The organism is Phenylobacterium sp., from assembly GCF_036502675.1.
In the GTDB taxonomy this organism is placed as follows: Bacteria; Pseudomonadota; Alphaproteobacteria; order Caulobacterales; family Caulobacteraceae; genus Phenylobacterium.
The window spans coordinates 44,391-67,923 of sequence record NZ_DASXYF010000073.1 but is presented as its reverse complement, the minus strand read 5'-3'; the positions used below and the strand labels follow the sequence as shown (position 1 = coordinate 67,923).

At 72.4% G+C, this 23,533-nt stretch carries 29 protein-coding genes; 9 read left to right on the top strand and 20 right to left on the bottom strand.

What is annotated here, in order from left to right; translation table 11 throughout:
- Positions 1-66 precede the first annotated feature (66 nt).
- A complete protein-coding gene (locus tag VGL30_RS08905) occupies positions 67-1,215 on the bottom strand; it encodes a citrate synthase (protein WP_331539015.1) in 1,149 nt (382 codons plus the stop codon).
- An 83-nt stretch (positions 1,216-1,298) separates the two neighbouring features.
- Here VGL30_RS08905 and VGL30_RS08900 point away from each other — a divergent pair, with 83 nt between their 5' ends.
- Positions 1,299-2,393 (top strand): citrate synthase, encoded by a 1,095-nt coding sequence (locus tag VGL30_RS08900; RefSeq protein WP_331539013.1) that lies wholly within the window; start codon positions 1,299-1,301, stop codon positions 2,391-2,393.
- A 197-nt stretch (positions 2,394-2,590) separates the two neighbouring features.
- Here VGL30_RS08900 and dapE read toward each other — a convergent pair whose 3' ends face one another.
- From dapE to rpmH, 8 genes are all read right to left on the bottom strand, one after another.
- The gene (gene dapE / locus VGL30_RS08895; RefSeq protein WP_331539011.1) at positions 2,591-3,730 is read right to left on the bottom strand and encodes a succinyl-diaminopimelate desuccinylase; all 1,140 of its coding nucleotides are present in this window, start codon (positions 3,728-3,730) and stop codon (positions 2,591-2,593) included.
- A gap of 98 nt (positions 3,731-3,828) precedes the next feature.
- Positions 3,829-4,668 carry a 2,3,4,5-tetrahydropyridine-2,6-dicarboxylate N-succinyltransferase gene (gene dapD, locus VGL30_RS08890; RefSeq protein ID WP_331539009.1) on the bottom strand — a complete coding sequence of 280 codons (840 nt, stop codon included), beginning with the start codon at positions 4,666-4,668 and terminating at the stop codon, positions 3,829-3,831.
- The gene (locus tag VGL30_RS08885) at positions 4,665-5,339 is read right to left on the bottom strand and encodes a pyrimidine 5'-nucleotidase (RefSeq protein WP_331539007.1); all 675 of its coding nucleotides are present in this window, start codon (positions 5,337-5,339) and stop codon (positions 4,665-4,667) included. The genes dapD and VGL30_RS08885 overlap by 4 nt, the downstream gene beginning before the upstream one ends.
- Complete coding sequence (argB, locus tag VGL30_RS08880; RefSeq protein WP_331539005.1) at positions 5,336-6,250, bottom strand: acetylglutamate kinase; 915 nt, start codon at positions 6,248-6,250, stop codon at positions 5,336-5,338. The genes VGL30_RS08885 and argB overlap by 4 nt, the downstream gene beginning before the upstream one ends.
- A gap of 169 nt (positions 6,251-6,419) precedes the next feature.
- Positions 6,420-7,058, bottom strand: coding sequence for a ribosome biogenesis GTP-binding protein YihA/YsxC (gene yihA, locus VGL30_RS08875; RefSeq protein ID WP_331539003.1), 639 nt, complete (start codon positions 7,056-7,058; stop codon positions 6,420-6,422).
- 3 nt (positions 7,059-7,061) lie between these two features.
- Positions 7,062-8,858 carry a membrane protein insertase YidC gene (gene yidC / locus VGL30_RS08870; protein ID WP_331539001.1) on the bottom strand — a complete coding sequence of 599 codons (1,797 nt, stop codon included), beginning with the start codon at positions 8,856-8,858 and terminating at the stop codon, positions 7,062-7,064.
- 11 nt (positions 8,859-8,869) lie between these two features.
- Positions 8,870-9,295 carry a ribonuclease P protein component gene (locus VGL30_RS08865; protein WP_331538999.1) on the bottom strand — a complete coding sequence of 142 codons (426 nt, stop codon included), beginning with the start codon at positions 9,293-9,295 and terminating at the stop codon, positions 8,870-8,872.
- 31 nt (positions 9,296-9,326) lie between these two features.
- Entirely contained in the window at positions 9,327-9,461 is a 135-nt protein-coding gene (rpmH, locus tag VGL30_RS08860) for a 50S ribosomal protein L34 (protein ID WP_331538997.1), read from the bottom strand.
- A gap of 194 nt (positions 9,462-9,655) precedes the next feature.
- Here rpmH and VGL30_RS08855 point away from each other — a divergent pair, with 194 nt between their 5' ends.
- The 4 genes from VGL30_RS08855 to VGL30_RS08840 are packed head-to-tail and all read left to right on the top strand — an operon-like array spanning position 9,656 to position 13,347.
- The gene (locus VGL30_RS08855; protein WP_331538995.1) at positions 9,656-10,063 is read left to right on the top strand and encodes a response regulator; all 408 of its coding nucleotides are present in this window, start codon (positions 9,656-9,658) and stop codon (positions 10,061-10,063) included.
- Positions 10,063-10,254 carry a hypothetical protein gene (locus VGL30_RS08850; protein ID WP_331538993.1) on the top strand — a complete coding sequence of 64 codons (192 nt, stop codon included), beginning with the start codon at positions 10,063-10,065 and terminating at the stop codon, positions 10,252-10,254. The genes VGL30_RS08855 and VGL30_RS08850 overlap by 1 nt, the downstream gene beginning before the upstream one ends.
- 7 nt (positions 10,255-10,261) lie before the next feature.
- Positions 10,262-11,512 (top strand): hypothetical protein, encoded by a 1,251-nt coding sequence (locus VGL30_RS08845; RefSeq protein WP_331538991.1) that lies wholly within the window; start codon positions 10,262-10,264, stop codon positions 11,510-11,512.
- Entirely contained in the window at positions 11,509-13,347 is a 1,839-nt protein-coding gene (locus VGL30_RS08840) for a hybrid sensor histidine kinase/response regulator (RefSeq protein WP_331538989.1), read from the top strand. Before VGL30_RS08845 ends, VGL30_RS08840 begins: the two co-directional genes overlap by 4 nt.
- Positions 13,348-13,423: 76 nt before the next feature.
- On the opposite strand, the gene VGL30_RS08835 is transcribed toward VGL30_RS08840, so the two are convergent.
- The 3 genes from VGL30_RS08835 to efp all read right to left on the bottom strand — a co-directional run bounded on the left by VGL30_RS08835 (position 13,424) and on the right by efp (position 14,652).
- Entirely contained in the window at positions 13,424-13,630 is a 207-nt protein-coding gene (locus VGL30_RS08835; RefSeq protein WP_331538987.1) for a hypothetical protein, read from the bottom strand.
- Positions 13,631-13,696: 66 nt separating this feature from the next.
- A complete protein-coding gene (locus VGL30_RS08830) occupies positions 13,697-13,969 on the bottom strand; it encodes a DUF4242 domain-containing protein (RefSeq protein WP_331538985.1) in 273 nt (90 codons plus the stop codon).
- 116 nt (positions 13,970-14,085) lie between these two features.
- Positions 14,086-14,652 (bottom strand): elongation factor P, encoded by a 567-nt coding sequence (gene efp, locus VGL30_RS08825; RefSeq protein WP_331538983.1) that lies wholly within the window; start codon positions 14,650-14,652, stop codon positions 14,086-14,088.
- Positions 14,653-14,772: 120 nt separating this feature from the next.
- Between efp and epmA the strand changes: the two genes are divergently transcribed.
- From epmA to VGL30_RS08810, 3 genes are all read left to right on the top strand, one after another.
- Positions 14,773-15,822: an EF-P lysine aminoacylase EpmA gene (epmA, locus tag VGL30_RS08820; protein ID WP_331538981.1), complete on the top strand. Its 1,050-nt coding sequence runs from the start codon at positions 14,773-14,775 to the stop codon at positions 15,820-15,822.
- Positions 15,823-15,866: 44 nt separating this feature from the next.
- Positions 15,867-16,901 (top strand): lysine-2,3-aminomutase-like protein, encoded by a 1,035-nt coding sequence (locus tag VGL30_RS08815; RefSeq protein ID WP_331539037.1) that lies wholly within the window; start codon positions 15,867-15,869, stop codon positions 16,899-16,901.
- A 224-nt stretch (positions 16,902-17,125) separates the two neighbouring features.
- Positions 17,126-17,332 (top strand): hypothetical protein, encoded by a 207-nt coding sequence (locus VGL30_RS08810; RefSeq protein WP_331538979.1) that lies wholly within the window; start codon positions 17,126-17,128, stop codon positions 17,330-17,332.
- Positions 17,333-17,378: 46 nt separating this feature from the next.
- Here VGL30_RS08810 and VGL30_RS08805 read toward each other — a convergent pair whose 3' ends face one another.
- Positions 17,379-17,948: an OmpA family protein gene (locus tag VGL30_RS08805; RefSeq protein WP_331538977.1), complete on the bottom strand. Its 570-nt coding sequence runs from the start codon at positions 17,946-17,948 to the stop codon at positions 17,379-17,381.
- 198 nt (positions 17,949-18,146) lie between these two features.
- Here VGL30_RS08805 and VGL30_RS08800 point away from each other — a divergent pair, with 198 nt between their 5' ends.
- The gene (locus VGL30_RS08800; protein ID WP_331538975.1) at positions 18,147-18,542 is read left to right on the top strand and encodes a hypothetical protein; all 396 of its coding nucleotides are present in this window, start codon (positions 18,147-18,149) and stop codon (positions 18,540-18,542) included.
- Between the two features lie 7 nt (positions 18,543-18,549).
- Here VGL30_RS08800 and VGL30_RS08795 read toward each other — a convergent pair whose 3' ends face one another.
- The 7 genes from VGL30_RS08795 to VGL30_RS08765 form a co-directional block, all read right to left on the bottom strand.
- The gene (locus tag VGL30_RS08795) at positions 18,550-19,338 is read right to left on the bottom strand and encodes an acyl-CoA thioesterase domain-containing protein (RefSeq protein ID WP_331538974.1); all 789 of its coding nucleotides are present in this window, start codon (positions 19,336-19,338) and stop codon (positions 18,550-18,552) included.
- Positions 19,339-19,468: 130 nt separating this feature from the next.
- On the bottom strand, positions 19,469-19,996 hold the full coding sequence (locus VGL30_RS08790; RefSeq protein ID WP_331538972.1) for a DUF1993 domain-containing protein: 528 nt from the start codon (positions 19,994-19,996) through the stop codon (positions 19,469-19,471).
- Positions 19,997-20,105: 109 nt separating this feature from the next.
- A complete protein-coding gene (locus VGL30_RS08785) occupies positions 20,106-21,086 on the bottom strand; it encodes an NADPH:quinone oxidoreductase family protein (protein ID WP_331538970.1) in 981 nt (326 codons plus the stop codon).
- Positions 21,086-22,132, bottom strand: coding sequence for an alpha/beta hydrolase (locus VGL30_RS08780; protein WP_331538968.1), 1,047 nt, complete (start codon positions 22,130-22,132; stop codon positions 21,086-21,088). Before VGL30_RS08780 ends, VGL30_RS08785 begins: the two co-directional genes overlap by 1 nt.
- Before the next feature lie 6 nt (positions 22,133-22,138).
- On the bottom strand, positions 22,139-22,756 hold the full coding sequence (locus VGL30_RS08775) for a TetR/AcrR family transcriptional regulator (protein WP_331538966.1): 618 nt from the start codon (positions 22,754-22,756) through the stop codon (positions 22,139-22,141).
- Positions 22,757-22,830: 74 nt separating this feature from the next.
- Positions 22,831-23,163 carry a hypothetical protein gene (locus tag VGL30_RS08770; RefSeq protein ID WP_331538964.1) on the bottom strand — a complete coding sequence of 111 codons (333 nt, stop codon included), beginning with the start codon at positions 23,161-23,163 and terminating at the stop codon, positions 22,831-22,833.
- Positions 23,164-23,249: 86 nt separating this feature from the next.
- A complete protein-coding gene (locus VGL30_RS08765) occupies positions 23,250-23,531 on the bottom strand; it encodes a glycine zipper 2TM domain-containing protein (protein WP_331538962.1) in 282 nt (93 codons plus the stop codon).
- Positions 23,532-23,533 lie beyond the last annotated feature (2 nt).

Sequence of the window (23,533 nt, the reverse complement as noted above, 5' to 3'; positions counted from 1 at the left end):
CGTGGGTTTCACCTGGGCCCCGGCCTTCGCCGGGGTGAGCGGTGTTTTGTCTCCTGAGCTTGACGCTCAAAGCCCCTCCGGCTCCGGCCCGACGTAGCGGGCCCGCGGGCGGATGAGCGCGCCCTGGCCCTGCTCCAGGGCGTGGGCGATCCAGCCGGCCGAGCGGGCGACGGCGAACAGGGCCAAGGGGGCGTCGGCGGGCAGGTCCAGGCGCTCGGCCAGGGCCACGAGCGCGAAGTCGATGTTAGCCGCCTGGCCGGTGGCGGCCTCCACCGCGGCGCGCAGGGCGGCCAGCGCCGGGCCCGGCTGGAAGCGCGCCAGCAGATGGCGGGCGCGGGGGTCGCCGCCGGGGTAGAGCGGATGGCCGAAGCCGGGCACGGCGCGGTCCTCCCGCAGCCAGGCCTCCGCGGCGGCCTGCGGGCTCCGGCGGACGGCGTCCTCGGCGAAGCTGCGCATGGCCGCGGCCGCGCCCCCGTGCCGCGGGCCGGACAGGGCGGCCAGGCCCGCCAGCGCGCAGGCGGCCAGCGAGGCCCCGGTGGAGGCCGCCACCCGGGCCGCGAAGGTCGAGGCGTTGAGCTCGTGGTCGGCCAGCAGCACCAGGGCGCGGCGGATCAGGTCCTCGCCCTCGGGCGCGACGCCCCAGGCGGCGGCGAGCCGCAGGTGGATCGGGCCCTCGCCCGGCCGCCCCGCGGCGGCGTCGGCCAGCAGGTCCATCAGCACGCCCGCCTCCATCGCCAGGGCCAGGGGATTGCGGCCACGGGCCGGCGGCTCGGTCCCGGCCCGCGCGGCGAGCACGGCGAACAGGCGGGCCTGCATGTCCTGCGCCGCCGGTGGGGCCGGCCGCTCCGCCCCTTTCAGCGCCGCCCCGTGGCCGCCGCGCAGCAGCCGGGCCGCCGCCTCCAGGGTCAGCGTCTCGGCCAGCCGCCCGGCGTCGCGGCCGCGGTAGTAGAGCCGCCCCTCGGCGATGGTGGTGATCCCGGAGTCCAGCACCGGCTCGCCCCAGGCGATGGCCCCGGCCGCCACGTCGGCGGGCCGGCGGCTGCGGCCCTTGCGCTCGGCCAGCAGCGCGATGTCGGCGGCGCGGTAGAGGCTGCGGCGCGGGTCGGCGGGGTCCGGGCGCACCCGCACCCGCCCGCGGCTCACATAGGCGTAGAGCGTCTGGGGCCGCACCCCCAGCCGCGCCCGGGCGTCTTCCGCGACAATCCAGTCGGTCATGTTGATTATATTGATCAAGATTGACGGACAGCACCCTGCCGGCCCATCTGCCGGACGGCAAGACAAATCGCAAGGAGGGTCCGATGGCGGACAAGCATGGCGGCCTCGACGACGTGGTGGCGGCCGAAACGGTGCTGTCGGAGGTGGACGGCCTGGCCGGGCGGCTGATCATCCGCGGCCATTCCCTGGACCAACTGGCCGGCGCGGCGCGGTTCGAGGATGTGGCGGCGCTGCTGTTCGGCGGCTTCTTCCCGGACCTGCCGCAGGACCTGACGGCCCCGCTGGGCGCGGCGCGCGCCGAGGTGTTCGCCGAGACCGCGGGCCTGGGTGCGGCCCTCCTGCGCCTGACGCCCGTGGAGGCGGTGCGGGCGCTCACCGCCCGGCTCGCCGACGGCGACGACCTGGCGACCGCGCTGCGCCTGCTGGCCGCGCCGGCGGTGTTCGCCGCCGCCCTCATCCGCGCCCGGGCGGGCCAGGCGCCCGTGGCCCCCGACCATGCGCTCGGCCATGCGGCGGACCTGCTGCGGATGGCGCGCGGCGCGCCGGCGAGCGCCGCCGAGGCGGCGGCGCTGGACGCCTATCTGGTGACGGTGAGCGACCACGGCCTCAACGCCTCCACCTTCGCAGCAAGGGTGATCGCCTCCACCCAGACCGGGCTCGGCTCGGCGGTGCTGGGCGGGATCAGCGCGCTGAAGGGCCCGCTGCACGGCGGCGCCCCAGGCCCCGTGATCGAGATGCTGGACGCCATCGGCTCGCCGGCGAACGCCCGGGCCTGGCTGGACGGCGCGCTGGCCCGCGGCGACCGGCTGATGGGCTTCGGCCACCGCATCTACCGGGTGCGCGATCCCCGCGCCGACGCGCTGAAGGCCGCCCTCTCGCGACTGGCGGCCGGCTCCGGCGCCCTGCCGGGCCGCCTGGCGCTCGCCGAGGCGGTGGAGGCTGCGGCGCTGGCCGTGCTCAAGGCGCGCAAGCCGGGCCGGACGCTGGACACCAACGTGGAGTTCTACACCGCGTTGCTGCTGGAGGCCCTGGGCTTCCCGCCCGACGCCTTCACCTGCGTCTTCGCCGCCGGCCGCACCGCCGGCTGGATCGCCCACGCCCGCGAACAGGCGCTGGGCGGCCGCCTGATCCGCCCGCAGTCGCGCTATGTGGGCCCGGCGCCGAAGCTGGCGGCGTAGCAGTTCGCGGGGGCTCCGCGTCGGATCAAGCTCTGCTTCTCAGGACGTCCTCGCCGGGCTTGTCCCGGCGATCCACGAACACCGAAATCGGTGCTTGGCCGTCGCGCTCGGTGTTCCTGGATCCCCGGCATTCCGCGCTGCGCGCTTCAGCCGAGGATGACGTTCACGAATGGAGTGGAGCGAGAGCGCAGCGCCCCTCAGAACGCCGCGAAATACCGCTCGATCAGCCGTTCGTAGACCGCCTGCATCTGGCGCACCTCGGCCACGGGCACGCGCTCGTCGACGGCGTGCATGGTGGTCCCCACCAATCCCAGCTCGAGCACCGGGCACAGGGCGCGGATGAAGCGGGCGTCCGAGGTGCCGCCGGTGGTGGACAGCTCCGGGTCGCGGCCGGCCACGTCGCGGACCGCGGCCGCCGCCAGGTCGGTGAAGGCGCTGCGCTCGGTCAGGAACGCCTCGCCGCTGATCTGCGCCGTGACCGTCACCTGTCCCGGGAAGTCCTTGGCGACGGCGGCGGCCTCGCTCTCGATCCAGCTCACCAGCGATGCGCCCGTGTGGGTGGGGTTGAAGCGGATGTTGAGCCTCGCCGCCGCCGCGACCGGGATCATGTTGGTCGCGGGGTTGGGCGCCTCCAGCCGGGTGACCTCCAGGTTGGAGGGCTGGAACTCCGGATAGCCGTCGTCCAGCGGCGCCGCCTGCAGCCGGGCCAGGATCGCCACCAGCACCGGGATCGGGTTGGCCGCCCGATGCGGATAGGCCACGTGGCCCTGGACGCCCTTGACCGTGATGTCGGCGTTGAGGCTGCCGCGGCGGCCGATCTTGATCATGTCGCCGAACACCGCCGCCGCGGTGGGCTCGCCCACCACGCAGTGGTCCACCGCCTCGCCCTCGGCCAGCAGGGTCTCCACCACCGGCCGCGTGCCGTGGACGGCCGCGCCCTCCTCGTCGCCGGTGATCAGGAAGGAGATCGAGCCCTTCACCTTGCCGCCGGCGATGGCCTGGGCGGCGGCGGCGGCGAAGGCGGCGATGGCGCTCTTCATGTCCACCGCGCCGCGACCGACCAGCACCCCCTCCACCACCTCGGCGGCGAACGGGTCCTGCGTCCAGGCCGCGTCGTCGCCCGGCGGCACCACGTCGGTATGGCCGGCGAAGCAGAGGTTCGGCCGCGCGGTCCCGTAGCGGGCGTAGAGGTTCTCGATGTCGCCGAACTTCATCCGGCGGCAGGCGAAGCCCAGGCCGGCCAGCGCCGCCTGCAGCACGTCCATGGCCCCGGCGTCGGCCGGCGTCACCGAAGGCCGGCGGATCAGGTCCCGCGTCAGCTCCACCGCATCGATCAAGTCAGGCCCCCTGGAGCCTTCCGAACAGGAAGGCGCGTCTTCATAAAGTGTTGAGCGTGACACGCGCCTGAACCGGCTTCCACTTCAGGCTGTCACGCTCAGTCGCGCAGCAGTTCGTTGACGCTGGTCTTGGCGCGGGTGCGCTCGTCGACCGTCTTCATGATCACCGCGCAGTAGGTCGAGGGCAAACCCTCGTGCGGGCTGGGCCGGGCGCCCGAGACCACCACCGAGTAGGGCGGGATCTCGCCCAGGGTGGAGACGCCGGTCCTGCGGTCGATGATCGGGGTGGTGGCGGTCAGGAACACCCCCATGGAGATCACGCTGCCCTCGCGCACGATCACCCCCTCGGCCACCTCGGCCCGGGCGCCGATGAAGCAGTTGTCCTCGATGATGGTCGGATTGGCCTGCAGCGGCTCCAGCACCCCGCCGATGCCCGCGCCGCCGGAGATGTGGCAGTTCTTCCCGATCTGGGCGCAGGAGCCGATCGTGGCCCAGGTGTCGACCATCGTCCCTTCGTCCACATGGGCGCCGACGTTCACGAAGGACGGCATCAGCACCACGTTGCGGGCGACGTAGGCCGAGTGGCGCACCACGCAACCCGGTACGGCGCGCAGGCCCGCGGCTTCGAAGTCCGCCGCCTCCCAGCCCGCGAACTTCAGCGGGACCTTGTCCCAGAACGGGCCCGGCGTGTCGGCGCGGACCAGGCTGTTGGCGCTCAGGCGGAAGGACAGCAGGATCGCCTGCTTCACCCACTGCTGCACCGTCCACTGGCGGTCCGCGCCCCGCTCGGCGACGCGCAGGCGCCCGGCGTCCAGCAGGTTCAGCGTCTCCTGCACGGCGGTGCGCACCGGGCCCTGGGTGGCGGTGGAGACGCCGTCGCGGGCCTCCCAGGCCGCCTCGATCTCGAGCTTCAGGTCGGCGGCGGTCAGGGTGGTCATGCGGCTTCCTTCACCTGCGCCGTGGCTAGGAACGGCGCGAGCTTTGCGGTGCGGTGGTTGACGAAGGGGGCGGTGGAGGCCGGCGCATGGGCGCCGACCAGCACGGTGGTCATGCCGATGGCGGCGGCGGGCGCCAGGTTGCGCTCGGAATCCTCGAAGAAGGCGGTGGCCGTGGGCGCGACCCCGTGCTCGGCGGCCATGCGGGCGAACGGCGCCGGGTCGGGCTTGGGCGTCAGGCCGAAGCTGCCGATGTGGAACACCTGCTCGAAGACGCCGGTCAGGCCCAGCCGGTCCAGCACCCGCTGGGCGTGGACGTCGTCGGCGTTGGTGAAGATCAGCCGCCGGCCGGGCAGGCGCATCAGCGCGGTCAGCAACTCCGGGTCGTGCGCCAGGCTGTCGAGCGCCAGGTCGTGGAACAGAGCGTGGAACGCGTCCGGGTCCACCCCGTGGTGGATCATCAGGCCGCGCAGCGTTGTGCCGTGCTCGGCCAGGTACTGCTTCTGCAGGGCGTAGGCCTCCGCCGGCGGCAGGCCGGTGACCCGCACGACGAAGGCGGTCATCCGCGCCTCGATCTGGCCCATGAACCCGGACTCGACCGGGTAGAGGGTGTTGTCCAGGTCGAACAGCCAGGTGTCCACGTGCCTGAGGTCTGCGGGGGGCGCGCCGCTCATGGGCAGATCAGCGTGCCGGCCCCGTGTTCGGTGAACAGCTCCACCAGCATGGCGTGGGGCCGCCGCCCGTCGAGGATCACCACCGCTCCCACCCCGGACTCCGCCGCGGCGACGGCGGTCTCCAGCTTGGGGATCATGCCGCCGGTGGCCACGCCCGAGGCGATCAGCTCCCGGGCCTCGGCGACGGTCATCTGGCGGATCAGCTCGCCGTCCGCGTCCAGCACGCCGGCCACGTCGGTGAGCAGCAGCATGCGCTTGGCCTTCAGCGCGCCGGCCAGGGCGCCGGCCACCGTGTCGGCGTTGATGTTGTAGGTCTGGCCTTCCTCCGAGACGCCGATCGGGGCGACCACGGGGATGTAGTCCGTCTCGGCGTAGATCAGCGCCTCGACCAGCTTGGGGTCGATCTCGGTGGGCTCGCCGACGAAGCCCAGATCGATGACCTGTTCCGTCTTGGAGCCCGGGTCCTTGCGGGTGCGCACCGCCTTCTCGACGGTGATCAGCCGGGCGTCCTTGCCCGACAGGCCGACGCCGCGCACGTCGGAGCCGCGGCCCGCGATCGTGATCCAGTTGGCGATCTCCTTGTTGATCGCGCCGGACAGGACCATCTCGGCCACCTCCATGGTGGCCTGGTCGGTGACGCGCAGGCCGTCGACGAAGGTCGACTTCACCCCCGCCCGGTCCAGCATGGCCGAGATCTGCGGCCCGCCGCCGTGCACCACCACCGGGTGGACGCCCAGCATCTTCAGCAGCACCACGTCGGCGGCGAACAGCTTGGCCACCGCGTCGTCGCCCATGGCGTGGCCGCCGTACTTGATGACCACGGTCTCGCGGTCGTAGCGCTGGATGTAGGGCAGGGCCTCGGCCAGGGTCTTGGCGGTGGCCCAGCCGGGCTCTTGGCTGTCGTCGGTCACGGCGTCGGCGGCTCCGGGGAATGCGGGGGCGGGATAGCGGACCAGGGGCCGCGTGTCACGCGTGCGCTAAACCCCTCGCCCCGCTTGCGAGGAGAGGATGGGTGATTGCGGCGGAACCATCCCCCCTCACCCATCCTCTCCCCCCGATTCCGGAGGGCGAGGGGTGTTTTTACACCGCCCACGCCTGCGCCACCTCGGCCCGCAGCTGCTCCAGGCCCGCGCCCTTCTCCGCCGAGGTGGCCACCACGCGCGGGAACGCGGCGGGCCGGCGGGCGACGGCGGCCAGGGTGCGGGCGGTGACGGCCTCCACCTCGCGGGCGGAGATCTTGTCGGCCTTGGTGAGCACGATCTGGTAGGAGACCGCCGCCGTGTCGAAGGCGGCCATCGCCTCCTCGTCCACGTCCTTCAGGCCGTGGCGGGCGTCGATCAGCAGGTAGGCCCGCTTCAGGTTGGCCCGGCCGCGCAGGTAGGCCCGCCCCAGGTTCTGGAACTTCTTCACCTCGCCGCGCGCCGCGCGGGCGAAGCCGTAACCCGGCAGGTCCACCAGGCGGAAGCGGCCGTCGAGGGCGAAGAAGTTCACCTCGCGGGTGCGCCCGGGCGCGTTGGACGCCCGCGCCAGGTCCTTGCGGCCCAGGAGCGCGTTGATCAGCGAGGACTTGCCGACGTTGGAGCGGCCGGCGAAGGCCACCTCCGGCTGGTCGGCCGGCGGCAGGCCGTCGATGGCCGCGGCGCCCATGACGAAGGCGGCCTCGCGGGCGAACAGCTTACGGGCGGCCTCCAGCTCCTCGTCGTCGAAGGGGGCGTCCACCCGCTACTCGACCAGGGCGCCGGCGCGCGTCTTGCGGCGCAGGCGGGCGATGATCTGGTCGATGGGATTGTCCACCTTGAACCGCCGCATGATCACGTACTGCTGCAGGATCGTCAGCACGTTCGACCAGGTCCAGTAGATCAGGAGCCCCACGGCGAACGGCGCCATGATGAAGGTGAAGATCAGCGGCATGAACTGGAAGATCTTCTGCTGCATCGGGTCGCCGGCCGGCGGGCTCATCGACGTGGAGAGCCACATGGTGACCCCGTAGGCCAGCGGCAGCACGCCCAGGTGCAGGCTGGTGTCGAGGATCTGGCCGATCACGGGCGCGTGGGCCGGGTCCCAGGGTATCAGGCCGAACAGGTTCCAGATCGTGGTCGGGTCGCGCGCCGACAGGTCCTGGATCCAGCCCAGGAACGGCGCGTGGCGCATCTCGATGGTCACCGTCAGCACCTTGTAGAGCGCGAAGAACACCGGGATCTGCAGCAGGAGCGGCAGGCAGCCCGCCACCGGGTTGATCTTCTCCCGCTTGTAGAGCTCCATCGTCTCCTGTTGTTGTTTAGCCACGTCGCCCTTATACTTGACCTTCAGCTCTTCCAGCTGCGGCTGCAGCTTCTTCATCTTGGTCAGGGATTCGTACTGCTTGTTGGCCAGCGGGAAGAACAGCACCCGCACGCAGACGGTGAGGATCAGGATCGAGATCCCGAAATTGCCGGCGTGCTTGTAGATGAATTCCAGGAAGGTGAAGATCGGCCGGGTGATGATCCTGAACATCCCCCAGTCGACGGCGTTGTCGAAGTTCGAGATCTTCAGCGCCGCCTGGTAGTCACGCAGCACCGGCACGGTCTTGGCGCCGGCGAACAGGCGGGTGGTCTCGGTGACCTGGCGGCCCGGCGGAATGACGCGGGCCTGGCCGGTGTAGTTGCTCTCGAAGATATCGACGCCGTCGGCCTTGGTCACCCGGTACTGGCCCTGGATCGGCTCGCTCTGCGAGGGGATCAGCGCGGCCAGCCAGTACTTGTCGGTGATGCCGGTCCAGCCGCCGGTCGAGGGATAGACCTTGGCCTGCGCCTCCTTGGCCCACTTGGGATATTTCATCAGCCGCAGGTCGTTCCCCAGCCAGCCCACCGCGCCTTCGTGGACGACGCTGTTGCGGCCCACGTCGGCGGGCGCGCCCTGGCGCTGCACCGAGGCGTAGGGGGCCAGCGTCACCGCCGCCGCGCCCGTGTTGGCCACCGTGTCGGAGACGGTGAACATGTAGCGGTCGTCGAGTTCGATCTTGCGGGTGAACTTCAGGCCCGCACCGTTGTCGTAGGCCAGCACCAGCGGCTTGCCGGGCGACAGCGTCGAGCCCTGCGTCACCGTCCAGAGCGTCCCGGCGTCGGGCAGGGCCGCGACGTTGGCGCCGGCCCAGCCGAAGTCGGCGAACCAGGCGTAGCGGGTTCCTTCGGGCCGCAGCAGCTCCACCGGTGGCGACTTGGGATCGACCTGCTCGCGGTACTGGGTGAGGAACAGGTCGTCGATGCGCGCCCCGCGCAGCGACAGCGAGCCCGACAGCGCCGCGTTGGCGATCGGCGCCCGCGGGCTGGCGGCGGCGGCCTGGTCGCGGGTCAGGTTCCGCGGGGCGGCCGGGGCGGCGGGCGCGTTGGCCGTCGCCACGGCGGCGGCCTTGTGCTGGGTGGCGAGCTCGGCCTGGTGGCGCCGGGCGGAGGGATCGAGCACGAACACCTGGTAGGCGATCAGGATGACCGCGGCGGCGACCATGAAGATGATCGTGTTGCGGTTGTTGTCGTTCTGCATCGGGGACGCGCTCAGGCCGCGGGGGAAGGAGGGGGCGCCGGCGCCCGACGGTCGTTGTCGGGCGCGAGCCTTATCAGCGCGCTTTTGACGTCGTCAAGCAAGCGCGGCCAGGGGCGGGCGGGCGCCCCGCCACGGGCGATGAACACATAGTCGAATCCGGGCCGCGCGTGGTCCGGCAGCAGCAGGCGGGCGGCCTCGCGCAGGCGCCGCTTGGCGCGGTTGCGCGTCACCGCCCCGCCGATGCGGCGGGTGGCGGTGAAGCCGGCGTGGACGACCTCGGAACCGTCCGCGCGCTCGCGGGCCTGCACCACTACCGCGCCCCGCGCGCACGAGGGCGCCTGCGCACAGGCCAGGAACTGCGGCCGCTTGCGCATGCGCTCGATCGCCAAGGTCCTTGGCGAAAATGGATCCACGGGGGCCGAAGGGGCGTCGGTCATGCCGGCGCCTTTTGGGGAACTCGGCCCGGGCTTAGGCCGACAGACGCTTGCGGCCCTTGGAGCGGCGGCGCTGGATGACCTTCTGGCCGTTCTTGGTGGCCATCCGGGCGCGGAAGCCATGACGGCGCGCCCGCACGAGACGAGACGGCTGAAAAGTGCGCTTCACGACAGGAACTCCGGGGGCGATAAATCGAGCGCGGGTGGATAGGGGATCGCAAGGCCGCTGTCAACGCCGCAGCGGGGACGAGCCTGCCCCGGCCGCATCCGTCACCATTCCGATAACCCGACGTTAACGGATAGGGCGCAGCTTGAAATACAACAAGTGATTGTAGCCCAACCGAGGCTGCAACGATCGACCTGATGGTGGAGGTCAACGTGCCCAGGGTGCTCCTCGTCGATGACGACGCGGACTTGTTGCGTCAGATGGGAACCGTCTTCCTGGCTGGCGGCTACGAGGTCCAGATCGCGGAGGACGGCGAAGCCGGACTCGCAGCCCTCAAGGCCTCGCCGGTCGATCTCGTCGTGACAGACATCATCATGCCGGTCCGCGAGGGGGTCGAGACGATCCTGGCGATCAAGGCCCACGCCCCGGACACCCGGGTGATCGCGATCTCCGGCGGCTACAGGGTGGGGCCGAAGGACTTCCTGACCCTCGCGCGCCATGTCGGCGCCGACGAGGTCATGGCCAAGCCGTTCCGGCCGAGCGCCCTGCTCGCCGCGGCGGACCGGCTGCTCCAGCGGCCCGTCGCCGTAGTCAGGGCGGTCTGATGCAAGGTCCGGCGACGCCCCACGACGTCAACAACCTGCTGGGCAAGATCCTCGGCGCGGCCGAACTCGCCCTGGACTTCGCCTCGCACCCCGCCGTGCGCCGCGAACTCGACCTAATCGCCTCGCTCGCCGAGGAAGGCGCCCGGATGGTCCTGCGCATGGAGGGCTCGCGCGGGGCGCGGTCCGGCTGAGGCGGCGATGGATCGCGTCACCACGAATTCCGCGCGCGGCCTGCTTGAACAGGCGGGGCTGGCCGTGGCGGCCGGGTCGGTCAATGTGATCAGTGTCCTGGCCATCCGCCAGCGGTCGGGCGACCGCTGGCCGCGGAAGCGGGAACAGGTGGAGGACTTCGTTTCGCGCGCATTCGCGCGCGCCGCCTCGCCGCACGACATGGTCGCCGCGCTGAACGACGTCGAGTTCCTCACCGTCCAGCCCGAGGCCTCCAAGGCCGCGGCCCTGGCGCTCAGCGCGAACGTGCTCAAGGAAACGCTCAACTTCTTCCTGGGCGCGGCGGCCCGCGAGGACCTCAAGCTGTTCTTCGTCACCGGCCTGGACGGCGAGGAGCTGGCGGTGGAGGCGGTCGACGCGGCGACCCTGTCCAGCGCCGCCGAGCCTGCGGCGGCCGCGCCCTCCCGCCCGGCGGCCGCGGCGCCGGCGACCTTGATCGGAACCGAGGCGCTGCGGCGCCGCGTCCGGCTGGTGTCGATGTCGGGGCCGCATTGTGAAATCGACCTCGGCATCGAGCCCACCTGGAACATCGGGGCGCGGGTGGTCACATCGTTCCTCGTGCGTGCGGCGATCCGCCTCGACGGCGAGGACGCGCCGGCGCCCGACGCCCCGACCGTCGCCGGGGAGGCCGCGATGCAGGCGCTGGCCTACGCCGCCGACCTGCTGTCCAACGGGCCGGAGGGGCTGCACGTCGGTCTTCATACGCCCCTGTCCATCGGCGCCATGGGCCATAGCGCGTCCCGCTACCGGCTGCTGCATGCCTTGCAGTCGCTCGATCCGGCGATCCGCCGCCTGCTCCTCATCGAGATCATCGACCTGCCCGCGGGCTTTCCGCAGAGCCGCATGACCGAGGTGGTGGCGGCTCTCGCCCCCTATGGCCGCGCCGTGCTGGCGCGGGCGCCGTCGGAAACCGCCGACCTGGCGTCCTGGCGCCGCTGCGGCCTGGGCGGCGTCACCCTGGACTGCAGCCATCTGGACCCGGCCGACCGCAAGGCGCGCGTGCGTCTGGGCCGCTTCGCCGCCGCCGCGGCCGAGGTCGCGCCCGCCTGCGTCGGCTATTCGCTCGCCTCGCGCAGCCTGCTGATCTCCGCCTGGGCGGCCGGTTTCACGCATCTGGGCGGCGCCGCCGTGGAGGCCGAGGTGCGCACCCCCGCCGCCCAGCGCCTGGAGCCGTCGCAGCTCTATCCGGACCCCGTGCGCCGCAGCCGGAGCGCCGCATGAGCTCGGCCGCCCAGGTTTTCGAGGCCTTGGCGGCGGCGAGCGGCGCGCTGGCCTATCGCACGGACGAGCACGGACGCGTGCTGGAGATGGGACCGCCGGAGCTCGCCGGGGGGTTCGAGACCTGGGTGGGCCATGGCTGGCGCGAGCAAGTGCATCCCCAGGATCTCGACCGGGTGACGCAGGCCTTCGACCTGGCGCGGGTCTCGGGCCGCCTGTCGGAGATCAGCTACCGGGCGCTGCGGAGCGCCGCGTACCGCTGGGTGAGCGTGCGGGCGACCCCTGTGGTCGCCGGGGACGGACGCCTGCAATGGGTGGGACTGCTCACCGACATCCACGAGACGGTCTCCGCCAAGGAGGAGCTGAGGCGCAGCGAAGCGGCCTACAGGGCCCTGGCCGAGGCGAGCTCATGCCATGTCTGGCGCGCTGCGCCGGGCGCGGGCTACCGGGCGGGGTCGGACGGCGACCGCAAATCGAGCGGCCTGGGACTTGTCCATCCCGAGGACCGCGCGAAGACCCTCGAAAGCTGGGGCGCCATCAGCGCGTCCGGCCTGCCGGGCGATCTGCGGTTCCGGGCGCGCACGGCGTCGGGGGCGTACCGCCTGCACCAGACGCGCTGCGTCCCGATCAGGGACGACCAGGGCGAGGTTGTGGAATGGGTGGGCGCGGTCAGCGACATCCACGACGCGGAAGCCGCCCTGGAGGCGTTGCGGAAGGCCGAGCGCCTGAAGGCGATCGGGCCGCTCACGGCCGGCCTCGCGCACGACTTCAACAACCTGCTGATGGTGATCACCTCCGGCTCCGAGGCCATCGTCGACGGCCTGGAGGCCAGCCATCCGCTGCGGGCCCGCGCTGCGCTCGCCCTGCACGCCGCCGAGCGCGGCGCCGAGCTCGTAGACGGCCTGCTCTCGTTCTCGGGCCAGCAGCAGCTGCGACCCTGCGCCGTGGATCTCGAGGCGTTCCTCCAGCGCCTGGAGCCCCTGGTCCGGCGGGCGCTGGGCGAGGACGTCGAGGTGCGCGTGGTGCGGCACGGCCCCGCCGGCGCCTGCATGGCCGACCCGACGCAACTGGAGACCGCCCTGCTCAACCTCAGCCTCAATGCCCGCGAGGCGATGCCGCGGGGCGGGCCCCTGACGATCGAGACCGAGCTGGTCGCCTTCTCGGAGGAGGCTGCCGCGCACCTGGGGCTGCGGCCGGGCGACTACGTCATGCTGTCGGTCTCGGACGAGGGTTGCGGCATGTCGCCCGAGATGCTGGAGATCGCGGTCGAACCCTTCTTCACCACCAAGGAGGCGGGCGGGGGCTCCGGCCTCGGCCTCAGCATGGTCCACGGGTTCGTGGACCAGTCGGAGGGCCATCTGGCGATCTCGTCCACCGAGGGCGTCGGCACGCGCGTGCGCATCCACCTGCCTCGCGCGGCGCTGGAGGCCGCCGCGGCGAAGCCCGCGGCGCCCAGGGCCGCCGAGCTGGCGCTGCGGGTGCTGCTCGTCGAGGACGACGACCTGGTCCGCGAGCAGCTGCAGCGTCAGCTCGTCCAGATGGGATGCGAGGTCACCTCCGTGGGCGCCGGCCCCGAGGCGCTGGCGGTCGCGCAGCAGGGCCAGCCGTTCGAGCTGCTGATGACCGACATCATCATGCCGGGCGGCATGAACGGCTTCGAGGTGGCCGACCGGATCCAGCGCCTCAGGCCCGGCCTGCCGGTGCTGTTCACCTCCGGCTACAGCGACGAGCGCATCCGCTCGGCCGGAAGGCGCGCCAACGCCCGCGTCCTGCGCAAGCCCTACCGCCGCGCGGCCCTGGCCCAGGCGCTCGCCGAGGCGGTCGCCGGCGCGGCGTAGGGCGTGATCCCGATCGGGGAAGAGCGGTTCGAAATGAGGCTGAGCCGTTGAAATAGCCGGCTCGGACCTTGCGAGGTCAGGCGGACTCGAGCTGCATCCGGCGCTTGGCGTCGGCGAAGTCGATCACGGCGCCTTGCGTCGCGGCCTGCGGGTCCGCCGCATCGGCCAGGGACCGCCAGGCGGCGGCCGCGGAAAGCAGCATGTCGTGGGCCGCGTCCTGCGCCTGCAGGGCGGCGGCGGTCAGGGTGTCGGCGAACTGCCGGTATTGCTCGGGCTTTTGCACGACACAGCCAATACCGCCATCGCCGTAAAGGGTTCGTGTCCCGAGATGGTGAAGGCCGTGGAAAGATTATTCCGCGGTCGTGGGATCGATCACCGTCCGGACCTGCGAGATGGCGTTGGCGGGAAACCCGGCCTGCTCGGCGTGCTGGCGGATCAGGTCCTCGCTGGGCGCGCGGTAGATGCAGTAGATCTTGTCGTCGGTGACGTAGCTGTGCACCCACTGGATCTCGGGCCCCAGCTCCCGCAGCACGCTGCAGGAGGTCTGCGAGGCGCCCTTCAGCTCCCCGGGCCCCAGGGCGCCCACGCCGGGCATGTTCCGTTCGATCACGAACTCGGGCATCTCGATTCCGCCGGCCGTCCGCCGACGCTCCCAACTGTTCCAACCGCCCCCGTCCCGCGGGACGATAGCATCGCCATCCCGGCGGGCGAGTCCTCAGGCCGGAGAGAACCCCGGAATCAGTCCTTGGCCCGTTCCTGGTAGGAGCCGTCCTCGGTGAGGATCACGATGCGGGTGCCCGGGCCGATGTAGGGCGGGATCATGGTGCGCAGGCCGTTGGAGAGGATCGCCGGCTTGTAGGAGGAGGACGCCGTCTGGCCCTTCACCGAGGGTTCCGTCTCGGTGACCTCGAAGGTGGCGAGCCGGGGCAGGGTGAGCGCGATCGCCACGCCCTCGTGGGTGGAGAGGGTGACGGTCATCCCCTCCTGCAGGTAGGGGGCGGCGTCGCCGACCACCTCGGGCGTCGCGGTGAGCTGGTCGTAGCTCTCGGGGTTCATGAAGTGGAACCCCTCGCCGTCCTGGTAGAGGAAGGTGTGGTCGCGGTCGTCGACGAAGGCCCGCTCCACCTGCTCGGTGGTGCGGTAGCGCTCGGAAACCTTCACCCCGTCGGAGATGCGGCGCATGTTGAGCTGGGTGACCGGCGTACCCTTGCCCGGGTGGATGTTCTCGGCGTTCAGGACCACGTAGAGCTTGCCGTCCATATCGACGACGGAGCCTTTCCGGAGCGAGCTGGCGGCGACCTTCAATGCGGCATCCTCGAATTCGTGCGCGGGGCGCGCCCCGCGAGTCGTGGTTGAGTTCGCGCGCACCTATAGCGATCGGCGGCGAGATCGCCAGTTTCTTCAACACGGCTGCGGCGAGACGCCATGACCGAGCCTAGCGCCTCCCCCTGGTGGAGCCCGCACGTCCACCGCGACCGCCGGCCGTTCCTGACGGCCCGCAACGCGATCGCCCGGGCGGTGCGGGCGCGCTTCGAGGCCTGCGGCTTCACCGAGGTGGAGGCCGCCGCCCTGCAGGTCTCGCCGGGGAACGAGGCGCACCTGCACGCCTTCGCCACCGAGGCGGTCGCCCCGGACGGGACGCGCCGGCCGCTCTACCTGCACACCTCGCCGGAGTTCGCCTGCAAGAAGCTGCTGGCGGCCGGCGAGCGGCGGATCTTCGATTTCGCCCGGGTCTGGCGCAACCGCGAGCGCGGGCCGCTGCACCACCCGGAGTTCACCCTGCTGGAGTGGTACCGGGCGGAAGAGCCCTACCAGGCGCTGATGGACGACGGCTCGGCGCTGCTCGCCCTGGCGGCGGAGACGGTGGGGGCCAAGACCCTGACCTGGCGCGGCCAGACCGCCGACCCCTTCGCCGCCCCGGAGCGGATCACCGTGGCCGAGGCCTTCGAGGCCTTCGCTCGCGTGGACCTGATGGCCAGCCTCGACGCGAGCGGCGCGACCGATCGCGAGGCCCTGGCGACGGCGGCCCGGGCCGCGGGCTTCCGGGTGGCGGCGGACGACACCTGGGCCGACCTGTTCAGCCGGGTGATGGTCGAGGCGGTGGAGCCGCGGCTCGGCCAGGGCCGTCCGACCGTGCTCTACGAATACCCCGTCGCCGAAGCGGCGCTGGCGCGGCCGGCCGCGCACGATCCCAGGGTGGCCGAGCGCTTCGAGCTCTACGCCTGCGGGGTGGAACTGGCCAACGCCTTCGGCGAGCTCACCGACCCGGCCGAGCAGCGACGCCGCTTCCAGGCCGAGATGGACGAGAAGGCCCGGGTATACGGCGAACGCTATCCCCTCGACGAGGACTTCCTGGCGGCGCTGGCCGCGATGCCGCCGGCGTCCGGCGCGGCCCTGGGCTTCGACCGGCTGGTGATGCTGGCCACCGGCGCCGCCCGCATCGAGCAGGTGCTGTGGACGCCGCTCGCACCTTGACGCCCGGCCTTGACGAGCTGGCCCGGCAGGGCCAGTGCGGCTCCATGAACCGCCCCATCCTTCGCACGCCCCGGGCCCTGGCCGAGGCCGGCCTCGTGGACCGGGCGCAGCTGCCGGCCCTGGAGCAGGTGGCCGCCCGCTACGCGGTGGCGATCACCCCGGACATGGCCGACCTCGCGGCGACCACCCCCGCCGTCGCGCGGCAGTTCACGCCCGACGCGGCCGAGCTCGTCAGCGCGCCGGAGGAACTGGCCGACCCCGTCGGCGACGCCGCCCACAGCCCGGTGACGGGAATCGTCCACCGCTATCCCGACCGGGTGCTGCTCAAGCCCACCCACACCTGCGCGGTCTACTGCCGGTTCTGCTTCCGCCGCGAGATGGTCGGGCCGCAGGGGCTGGGGACCCTGTCGCCCGCCGAGCTGGACGCGGCGACGGCCTACATCGCCGCACGGCCGCAGATCTGGGAGGTGATCGTCACCGGCGGCGATCCGCTGGTGCTGTCGCCGCGCCGCCTGCGGGCGCTGATGGCCAGGCTGTCGGCGATCGGCCACGTGAAGGTGGTCCGCTTCCACACCCGCATGCCGGTGGTGGACCCCGCCGCCATCACCCCGGCGCTGGTCGCGGCGCTGAACAGCCCGACCCAGGCCGTCTGGGTGGCCCTGCACGCCAACCATCCGGCGGAACTGACGCCGCAAGCGCGCGCCGCCTGCGCCCGGATCGTCGACGCCGGCCTGCCGATGGTCAGCCAGACGGTGCTGCTGCGCGGGGTGAACGACGACGCGGCCGTCCTCGACGCCCTGATGCGGGCGTTCGTCGAGACGCGGATCAAGCCCTACTACCTGCACCACGGCGACCTCGCGCCCGGGACCGCCCACCTGCGGACCACCGTGGCGGAGGGCCAGGCCCTGATGCGCGCCCTGCGCGGCCGCGCCTCCGGCCTCTGCCAGCCCGCCTATGTCCTCGACATCCCCGGTGGGGCCGGCAAGGCCCCGGTGGGGCCGGTCTACTACGCCGACGGCGCGGTGCAGGACCCCTGGGGCGGGACGCACGCCTATCCGCCGCGCCCCTGCGGCGACTGAAAGAGGAACCTTGTCCACGAACCACACGAACGGGACCGACGATCCTTGAGACGCCAACCGTCCGGAGGGCGAAATCTGGCTCAACCCCTGCGGGAGGCGTGTTGCGGTGCGGCTTTCGCGTCACAACGGGGCCGCATCGTGTGCGCCAGCAAAGTTGTGATCAGCGCACGGCCGCGCTCTTGGGCATCATCTGCGCGAAGGTTTTCGACGATGGTGGTGTGGAGATGACGACGGTTGAGCAGCCCTGGATCCGCAGCTTTGCGGTCCTGCCGCGCCGGTTGACGGCCGGGGGCTTCGTGTGGCTGCGGCCCTATGAGTGGCGGTGGCGGCGGCTCTCGACCGGAGCGCCCAGCGCCGTGACCCCGCCGAGCCTGGAGACCCGGCGGGCGGCGGAGCCGTCGCGTCAGCCCGTCAAGCTGGCGGCGCAGTAGCCCACGGCTGGTCCGGGTCAGGCGCGCCGCCCGACCCGGGACCGCTCTACGCCAGGACGATCAGCACCACGCGGCGGTTGGCCTGCCGGCCGGCGCGGTCGCTGTTGGGCGCCACCGGCGCGTCGGGACCGTAGGAGATGGTGCCGATGCGGTTCAGCGCCACGCCGTGCTGGTTCAGGTAGCGGCGCACCGCTTCGGCCCGCGCCTCGCCCAGGCGGTAGTTGCCTTCCTTGGAGCCGGTCGTGTCGGTGTGGCCTTGCACCTCGACGTAGACGTTGCGGTTGTCGGTCTTCAGCTTCTCGACGAAGGCGTCGAGCCGGGCCTGGGCCTCGGGCGAGAGCGTCGCCTTGTCGAACGGGAACTTCATGCTGTCGTCGGACAGCACCGTCGAGAACACGAACTTGCCCTCCGCCAGCTTGCCGGCCGCTTCCGCCCGCGTGAGCGCGTCGCGCGTCGTCTGGTCCAGCGTCGCGATCTTCGCGTCGTGGTCCGTCACCCGGCTGGACACGACGCCCACCTGTTCATTGACGTATTTCTTGGTGGCGCAGCCGCCCAGGCTGAGGCCGCCCATGATGAGCGCGCCCGCGACCCAGGCCGCCGATCTTCTGTCCCGCATCAATTTTCTCCCGATGTCGCGGGCCCTGGAGACCCGACGCCGGGGTGCGTCGGGAAGACCCGTGGATGTCCCATCAATGGTTAACAAGGCCAAATCTTGACGCCCCGGCCGGCCGGGGCTTCAGGGCTAATGTTCCTTTAAGCGTATCGGTGCAGGATCGCGTCCGACCCGGGAGTGCGATCCCGGCGGGAGTCCGCGATGACGATGACCCGTACCGCCAATTTCCGGCGCATGGCGCTGGACCACTTCGAGCCGGAAGCGGACACCGATCCGCAGGCCCAGCGCCGGCTGCGCGGCCATCTCGAGCAGATCGACTACACCGCCTACGCCGCCAACGTCGCAGTGCTGGGGCCTGTGGTGGGCGACGCCGACGCCACGCGCTTCCAGCGCCTGGCCGTGACCGCCGCCCAGGCCCGCGCCCAGTGGGTCGCCGAGGCGCTGGCCATGACCGAGACCGCCGGCGTCGTGCTCAGCGCCGCCCAGACCCAGCGGCTCACGGCGCTGCGCACCGCCCACGAGGAGCTCACCGAGGCCTATGAGGCCATGCGCCGGATGGTCGAGCGCGGCTACGTGACCTACCGCCCCGCCCCCTAGGACGCGCTCAGCGCCGCGGCTGCGGCGGCTTCGTCTGGGCCAGGGCGCAGACGGTGGCCGAGCCGATACGGCCCTGCTCGTCGTAGAGATAGCATCCGCCGATCGCCACGCCGTCGGTGGCCGCGTGATGGATCGATTCGAACCCCACCCACTCCGTCGCCGGCGTCCGGTGCAGGTAGAGCGTGACGTCGGAGTTGATGTAGCCCAGGCCGTCGTCGCCGGCGTTGGCGAGCGGGCTCGCATAGTCGCAGCCCACCGCCACCCGGCCGAACGGGGTGAGGGCTTCGCCGCCCACCAACTCGCGCACCTCCTTCATCCAGGTCCGCCGCTGGCCGTAGACGCCGATCTGCCCCTCGACGGGCCGCAGCGTCCAGAGGCCGTGCATGGTGCCGGGGATCGGACCGGGGTCGGGGATGTCGCCTGGCCTGGGGACGTCCCAGTCGGGGGTGGTCCACACCCGGCCCGGCGGGTTGGCCGTGCGCCGCAGGAACTGGCAGGAGGCCCGGCCCGCGCTCTGGCCGTTGGAGATCAGCTCGGCGTCGATCACCTTGATGCGGTGGCCGTCGCGCAACACCCGGGTGACGATCTCCAGCGGCGACATGTCCGGGGCCTTGTACATGTCCACGGTCAGCCGCGCGGGCATGTAGGCGGGGTCGCCGTGCAGGCGCTCGATCTCCGCGCCCAGCAGGCCGATGATCACCCGCCCGTGCAGGCTCCCGGCGGTCCAGGGCCCGCGGGCGGGGGTGTTGGGAACGAGGCGTGCGCCATCGCGCGTGAAGAAGGGCTGGTTTGGCATGATGCGCCGACAATGTCGGATTCGCCGGCGCGATGCGACTCCCGGGAACTTTCGCGTCGTCCCCCGCGCCGTAACGGTCCCGCCACCCCGTCCGGGCCGCCGCCGGTCCGGGATGACGCGGTCCGACCCGTCAGCCCTTGATCCGCTCGATCACCTGCGTCGGGCCCAGGAAGTCGCCTTTGCCCAGCGGCACGCCCTGGTTGCGCAGCACCCCATAGGCCATGGTGGCGTGGAAGTAGAAGTTCGGCAGCGCGAACGACTGCAGATAGCCTTCGCCGGTGAAGCGCAGCGCCCCGCCGGGAAACTTGAACAGCACGTCGCGGCCCTCCGCCCCCTCCAGGTCGGCGGGCGTCACAGCCGCCAGGAACGCGACGCCTTCCGCCACCGATTTCCGGGCCTCGGCGTAGCTGGCGTAGTTAGGGATGAAGGGCACGTCCGCCTCGCCCTTCAGCTTGCGCACCGCGCCCATGGAATGGTTCACCGCCTGGGCCAGCTGGAAGGCCAGCGGATGCATGTCCGGCGCCAGGCGGGCGTTCAGCAGGGTGTCGGCTTCGACCCCTTTCTCCCGGGCGAACCCCTCGCCCTTGTCCAGCACCCCGGCCATCGCGCCGAGCGTCTGGCGGAACACGGGAAGGGCGGCGTCATAGAGGTTCGACATGGGATCACCGTCTGCTGAGGGCCTGTGGCCGCACTGTCTAACAGGCGGCGGGCGGGGGCGCCATCGGTGGGACTCCCTCTGCGGCGCGGCCGTCCCTGCGGGGCCTCCGTCAGATGTCGGGCCGGATGATGGTCTTGCCCACCACCCGTCGGTCGGCGAGGCTGTCGAAGGCGTCCCGCCATTGCGAAAGCGGCAGCTCGCGGTCCACGCGGGGTTTCACCTTGCCCTCATCGGCCAGCTTCCAGATCGCCTCCAGGTTCTCGCGGCCCTTCTCCGGGTTGCGGCGGCCGTACTCGCCGGCCCGCACCCCGATCACCGAGAAGCCCTTGATCAGCGGCATGTTCGCCGCCACCGTCGGAATCCGCCCCGAAGCGAAGCCCACCACCAGCAGCCGGCCGCCGAAGGCGATGCAGCGGACGCTCTCGTCGAACACGTCGCCGCCCACGGGGTCGTAGATCACGTCGGCGCCGCCGCCGGTGATCGCCTTGACCTTCTCGCGGAACCCGCCGCTGACGTTGACGGCGGCGTCGGGGCCATACTCCTCCTGCACGATCTTCAGCTTCGCGTCGGACGCCGAAGCCGCGATCACCTTGGCGCCGAACAGCCGGCCCAGGTCCACCGCCGCCAGGCCCACCCCGCCCGACGCGCCGTGCACCAGCAGCCACTCGCCGGCCTGCAACTCGGCGCGGCGCACCAGGGAGACGTAGGCCGTCAGATAGGCGGTCGCGTAGCCCGCCGCCTGGCCGAAGGTCAGCCCGGCGGGCTTGGCGCGCAGGCGCTCCGCGTCGGCCACCGCATACTCGCAGAAGCCGCCGATGCGGGCGCCGCCCACCACCGCGTCGCTCACCTTCCAGCGGGCGACCCCTGCGCCCAGCGCCTCCACCTCGCCCGAGAGCTCGCCGCCGGAGATGAACGGCAGGTCCGGCTTGTGCTGGTGTTCGCCGCGGGTCTGCAGCAGGTCGGGGAAGTTGACCGCCGCGGCCCGCACCTTCAGCCGCACTTCGCCCGGGCCCGGCTCCGGCGTCGGGACGGTCTTCAGCGCGCAGCCGGCGTAGTCGGCGGCCAGGCGCTCCACCACCAGGGCCCGCATCAGGCGAAGCCCGCTTGCAGCGTGGCCCGCACCAGGCCCGCGATCTCGCGGCAGGCGGCGTCGGCGGCCGGCGCGGCGCCGGTGTAGCTGGTGAAGCCGTGGGTCAGGCTGTCGTAGGACCGGTAGGCGACCGCGACGCCCGCGTCCCGCAGCGCCCGGGCGTAGGCCTCGCCCTGGTCGAGCAGCGGGTCATGGCCGGCCGTGGCGATCACCGCCGGGGCCAGGCCGCCCAGGTCGGCTGTCCGGCCCGGCGACAGGCGCGGGTCGGCGGGATTGTCCTCCGGTCCCAGGTAATGGCCGGTGAACCAGGCCATCGCGGCCCGGTCGAGGGGAAAGGCGTCGGCGAAGGCTGTCATCGAGGAGGTCTCGCTGGCGATGTCCGTGCACGGATAGATCAACAGTTGCAGCGCCGGCTGCGGCTCGCCGGCGCGCTTCAGGTCCTGGGCGATCACGGCGGCGAAATTGCCGCCCATCGAGTCGCCGCCGATCATCGCGTCGCCCGGGGCGGCCCCGAAGTCGCCGGCGTGGTCGCGCACCCAGCGGTAGGCGGCGGCCATGTCCTCGAGGCCGGCGGGGAAGCGGTCCTCCGGCGCCAGGCGGTAGGCCACGGACACCACCGCGACGCCTGCGACCGCGGCCAGGATCTGGCAGAAGATGTGGCAGGCCTCGAGATCGCCCAGCACGCCGCCGCCGGCGTGGGCGTAGACCATGGGCGGAAAGCGCGGGTCCTGCTCCGCCGGCCGGTAAACGCGGGCGGTCAGCGGGCCGGCCGGCCCTTCCAGCGCCAGCGGCTCGACGCGCACCCCCGGCTCCGGCCGGCCGAACAGCGGCGACATCCCCTGCGCCACCGCGGCCCGCGCCTCGGTCGGCGTCAGGGTGCTGATCGAGGGCCGGCCCCGCGCCGCGGCGGCCAGCACCTGCAGGCGCGGGTCCAGCGTGCGCCCGTGCCGATGCACCGCCCGCCCGCCGGACATCAGCCGCAGGATCGGCGAGGGCAGCGACAGGACCCGGCGCAGCAGGAACCGTTGGAGGGAAGGGCTGGCCATTTCCGGTCAGGCCGCCCGCAGGCCCTTCAGCCCGCTCAGGATCATCGCCACGGCGAACGCCGCCGCGCCTTGCGTGTCGACGGGGCGGCGGGCCAGCATCTTGTCGCCCACCTCCCGCGCCACCGCGATGCAGGCGGCGGCCAGGTAGTCGGGATCGGCGCCCGGCGCCCCGCCGCGGGCGATCTCCTCGACGATGGCGTCGCGCACCTCGGCGAACACCGCGGCCATCTCCGGGGTTTTGCCGCGCACATGCGGCCGGACCTCGCCTGGCGGCCGGCGCGCCGCCCAGTTGCGGTGCTCGTCGGCCAGCACCTCGAAATAGGCGGCGATGGCCGCGCGGACGAAGGCCTCGAAGTCCGCCGCCTGTTCGCGCAGCGCCCGCAAGGTCGGCCCGAACCGCCGGGCGCCGTCGTCGGCCAGGGCGGCGAACACTTCCTCCTTGCAGCGGAAGTAGTTGTAGAAGGTCCCCGCCGCGAGGCCGGTGCGCCCGATGATGTCGCGCACCGTCGCGGCCTCGTAGCCCAGGGCGCCGAACACCTCCCGGGCGGCGTCGAGGATCGCCTGGCGGTTCTGGACCTTGGTCTGCTCGCGCTTGCCGGCGGGGAGGTACGCGACCTGGGACATGGAAGCTCGGGGTGGAAGGTGACGGGCGTCACCCTACGGGCCCGGTCGGCCGGGCGCCACCGTTCTGCGCGGGCCTAGCGGACCATGCTGGCCAGGGGCGGGGAGAACGAGGGCGCCGTGCAGGCCCCGCGGCACTGGCCCCAGGACGGGGCGCAGGTCTCGGCGTCGTCGCCGGCCAGGCAGAAGTAGTAACTCCGGGCGCAGGCGATGCGACACTGGCCGGGATCGCCGGCCTGCGGCGTCAAGGGCTGGGGTGGGGTGGAGATCGGCGTCGCCGGCGCGGCGGCGCCGCGCAGGGCGCTCAGCGGCGAAGGCGGGATCACCCGCATCCGGCCGTGCTTCTCCTGCGCCGCGGCGGGGGCTGCGGCCAGGAGCGCGAGGAGCAGGAAGGCGAGCGGCCGGCGCATGCCGCACCCTCGCCGGCCGGCCTTAAGGCCGCGTTAACCACGCTGGCCTCCGCCGCGTCTTCAGTGCCTTCCCACGGGGCGGAGGCTCAGCGCCGGCGGCAGTTGGACTTGGCGATCTGGTGGCCGGCCACCGCGCCGGCGCCCGCGCCGATCAGGGTGCCGCCCGTGCCCCCGTGGGTGACGGCGTTGCCCAGCAGGCCGCCGCCGACGGCGCCGACCAGCGTCCCGGTGTTGGCCGAACCGCGGCAGCTCTTGTAGGTGCGGTGATATTGGCGCGGGTGGTGCGTGCGGGCCGACGCCAGGTCGGGGATGGCCGTCGCGCCGACCAGGGTCGCGCAGAGGCCAAGCGTAGTGAGCACCTTGGTCATCG

Bases quoted from the DNA above. Each gene is read 5' to 3' on its own strand.
- VGL30_RS08850 (WP_331538993.1), top strand. From the start codon at position 10,063: ATGCAAGGTCCGGCGACGCCCCACGACGTCAACAACCTGCTGGGCAAG.
- VGL30_RS08855 (WP_331538995.1), top strand. From the start codon at position 9,656: ATGGTGGAGGTCAACGTGCCCAGGGTGCTCCTCGTCGATGACGACGCG.
- VGL30_RS08900 (WP_331539013.1), top strand. From the start codon at position 1,299: ATGGCGGACAAGCATGGCGGCCTCGACGACGTGGTGGCGGCCGAAACG.
- VGL30_RS08775 (WP_331538966.1), bottom strand. From the start codon at position 22,756: ATGTCCCAGGTCGCGTACCTCCCCGCCGGCAAGCGCGAGCAGACCAAG.
- epmA (WP_331538981.1), top strand. From the start codon at position 14,773: ATGACCGAGCCTAGCGCCTCCCCCTGGTGGAGCCCGCACGTCCACCGC.
- VGL30_RS08790 (WP_331538972.1), bottom strand. From the start codon at position 19,996: ATGTCGAACCTCTATGACGCCGCCCTTCCCGTGTTCCGCCAGACGCTC.
- VGL30_RS08885 (WP_331539007.1), bottom strand. From the start codon at position 5,339: ATGAGCGGCGCGCCCCCCGCAGACCTCAGGCACGTGGACACCTGGCTG.
- VGL30_RS08815 (WP_331539037.1), top strand. From the start codon at position 15,867: ATGAACCGCCCCATCCTTCGCACGCCCCGGGCCCTGGCCGAGGCCGGC.
- VGL30_RS08765 (WP_331538962.1), bottom strand. From the start codon at position 23,531: ATGACCAAGGTGCTCACTACGCTTGGCCTCTGCGCGACCCTGGTCGGC.
- yidC (WP_331539001.1), bottom strand. From the start codon at position 8,858: ATGCAGAACGACAACAACCGCAACACGATCATCTTCATGGTCGCCGCC.
- dapD (WP_331539009.1), bottom strand. From the start codon at position 4,668: ATGACCACCCTGACCGCCGCCGACCTGAAGCTCGAGATCGAGGCGGCC.
- VGL30_RS08795 (WP_331538974.1), bottom strand. From the start codon at position 19,338: ATGCCAAACCAGCCCTTCTTCACGCGCGATGGCGCACGCCTCGTTCCC.
- VGL30_RS08770 (WP_331538964.1), bottom strand. From the start codon at position 23,163: ATGCGCCGGCCGCTCGCCTTCCTGCTCCTCGCGCTCCTGGCCGCAGCC.
- VGL30_RS08785 (WP_331538970.1), bottom strand. From the start codon at position 21,086: ATGCGGGCCCTGGTGGTGGAGCGCCTGGCCGCCGACTACGCCGGCTGC.
- VGL30_RS08845 (WP_331538991.1), top strand. From the start codon at position 10,262: ATGGATCGCGTCACCACGAATTCCGCGCGCGGCCTGCTTGAACAGGCG.
- VGL30_RS08840 (WP_331538989.1), top strand. From the start codon at position 11,509: ATGAGCTCGGCCGCCCAGGTTTTCGAGGCCTTGGCGGCGGCGAGCGGC.
- VGL30_RS08805 (WP_331538977.1), bottom strand. From the start codon at position 17,948: ATGCGGGACAGAAGATCGGCGGCCTGGGTCGCGGGCGCGCTCATCATG.
- VGL30_RS08780 (WP_331538968.1), bottom strand. From the start codon at position 22,132: ATGGCCAGCCCTTCCCTCCAACGGTTCCTGCTGCGCCGGGTCCTGTCG.
- VGL30_RS08905 (WP_331539015.1), bottom strand. From the start codon at position 1,215: ATGACCGACTGGATTGTCGCGGAAGACGCCCGGGCGCGGCTGGGGGTG.
- VGL30_RS08810 (WP_331538979.1), top strand. From the start codon at position 17,126: ATGACGACGGTTGAGCAGCCCTGGATCCGCAGCTTTGCGGTCCTGCCG.
- VGL30_RS08830 (WP_331538985.1), bottom strand. From the start codon at position 13,969: ATGCCCGAGTTCGTGATCGAACGGAACATGCCCGGCGTGGGCGCCCTG.
- VGL30_RS08800 (WP_331538975.1), top strand. From the start codon at position 18,147: ATGACGATGACCCGTACCGCCAATTTCCGGCGCATGGCGCTGGACCAC.
- VGL30_RS08865 (WP_331538999.1), bottom strand. From the start codon at position 9,295: ATGACCGACGCCCCTTCGGCCCCCGTGGATCCATTTTCGCCAAGGACC.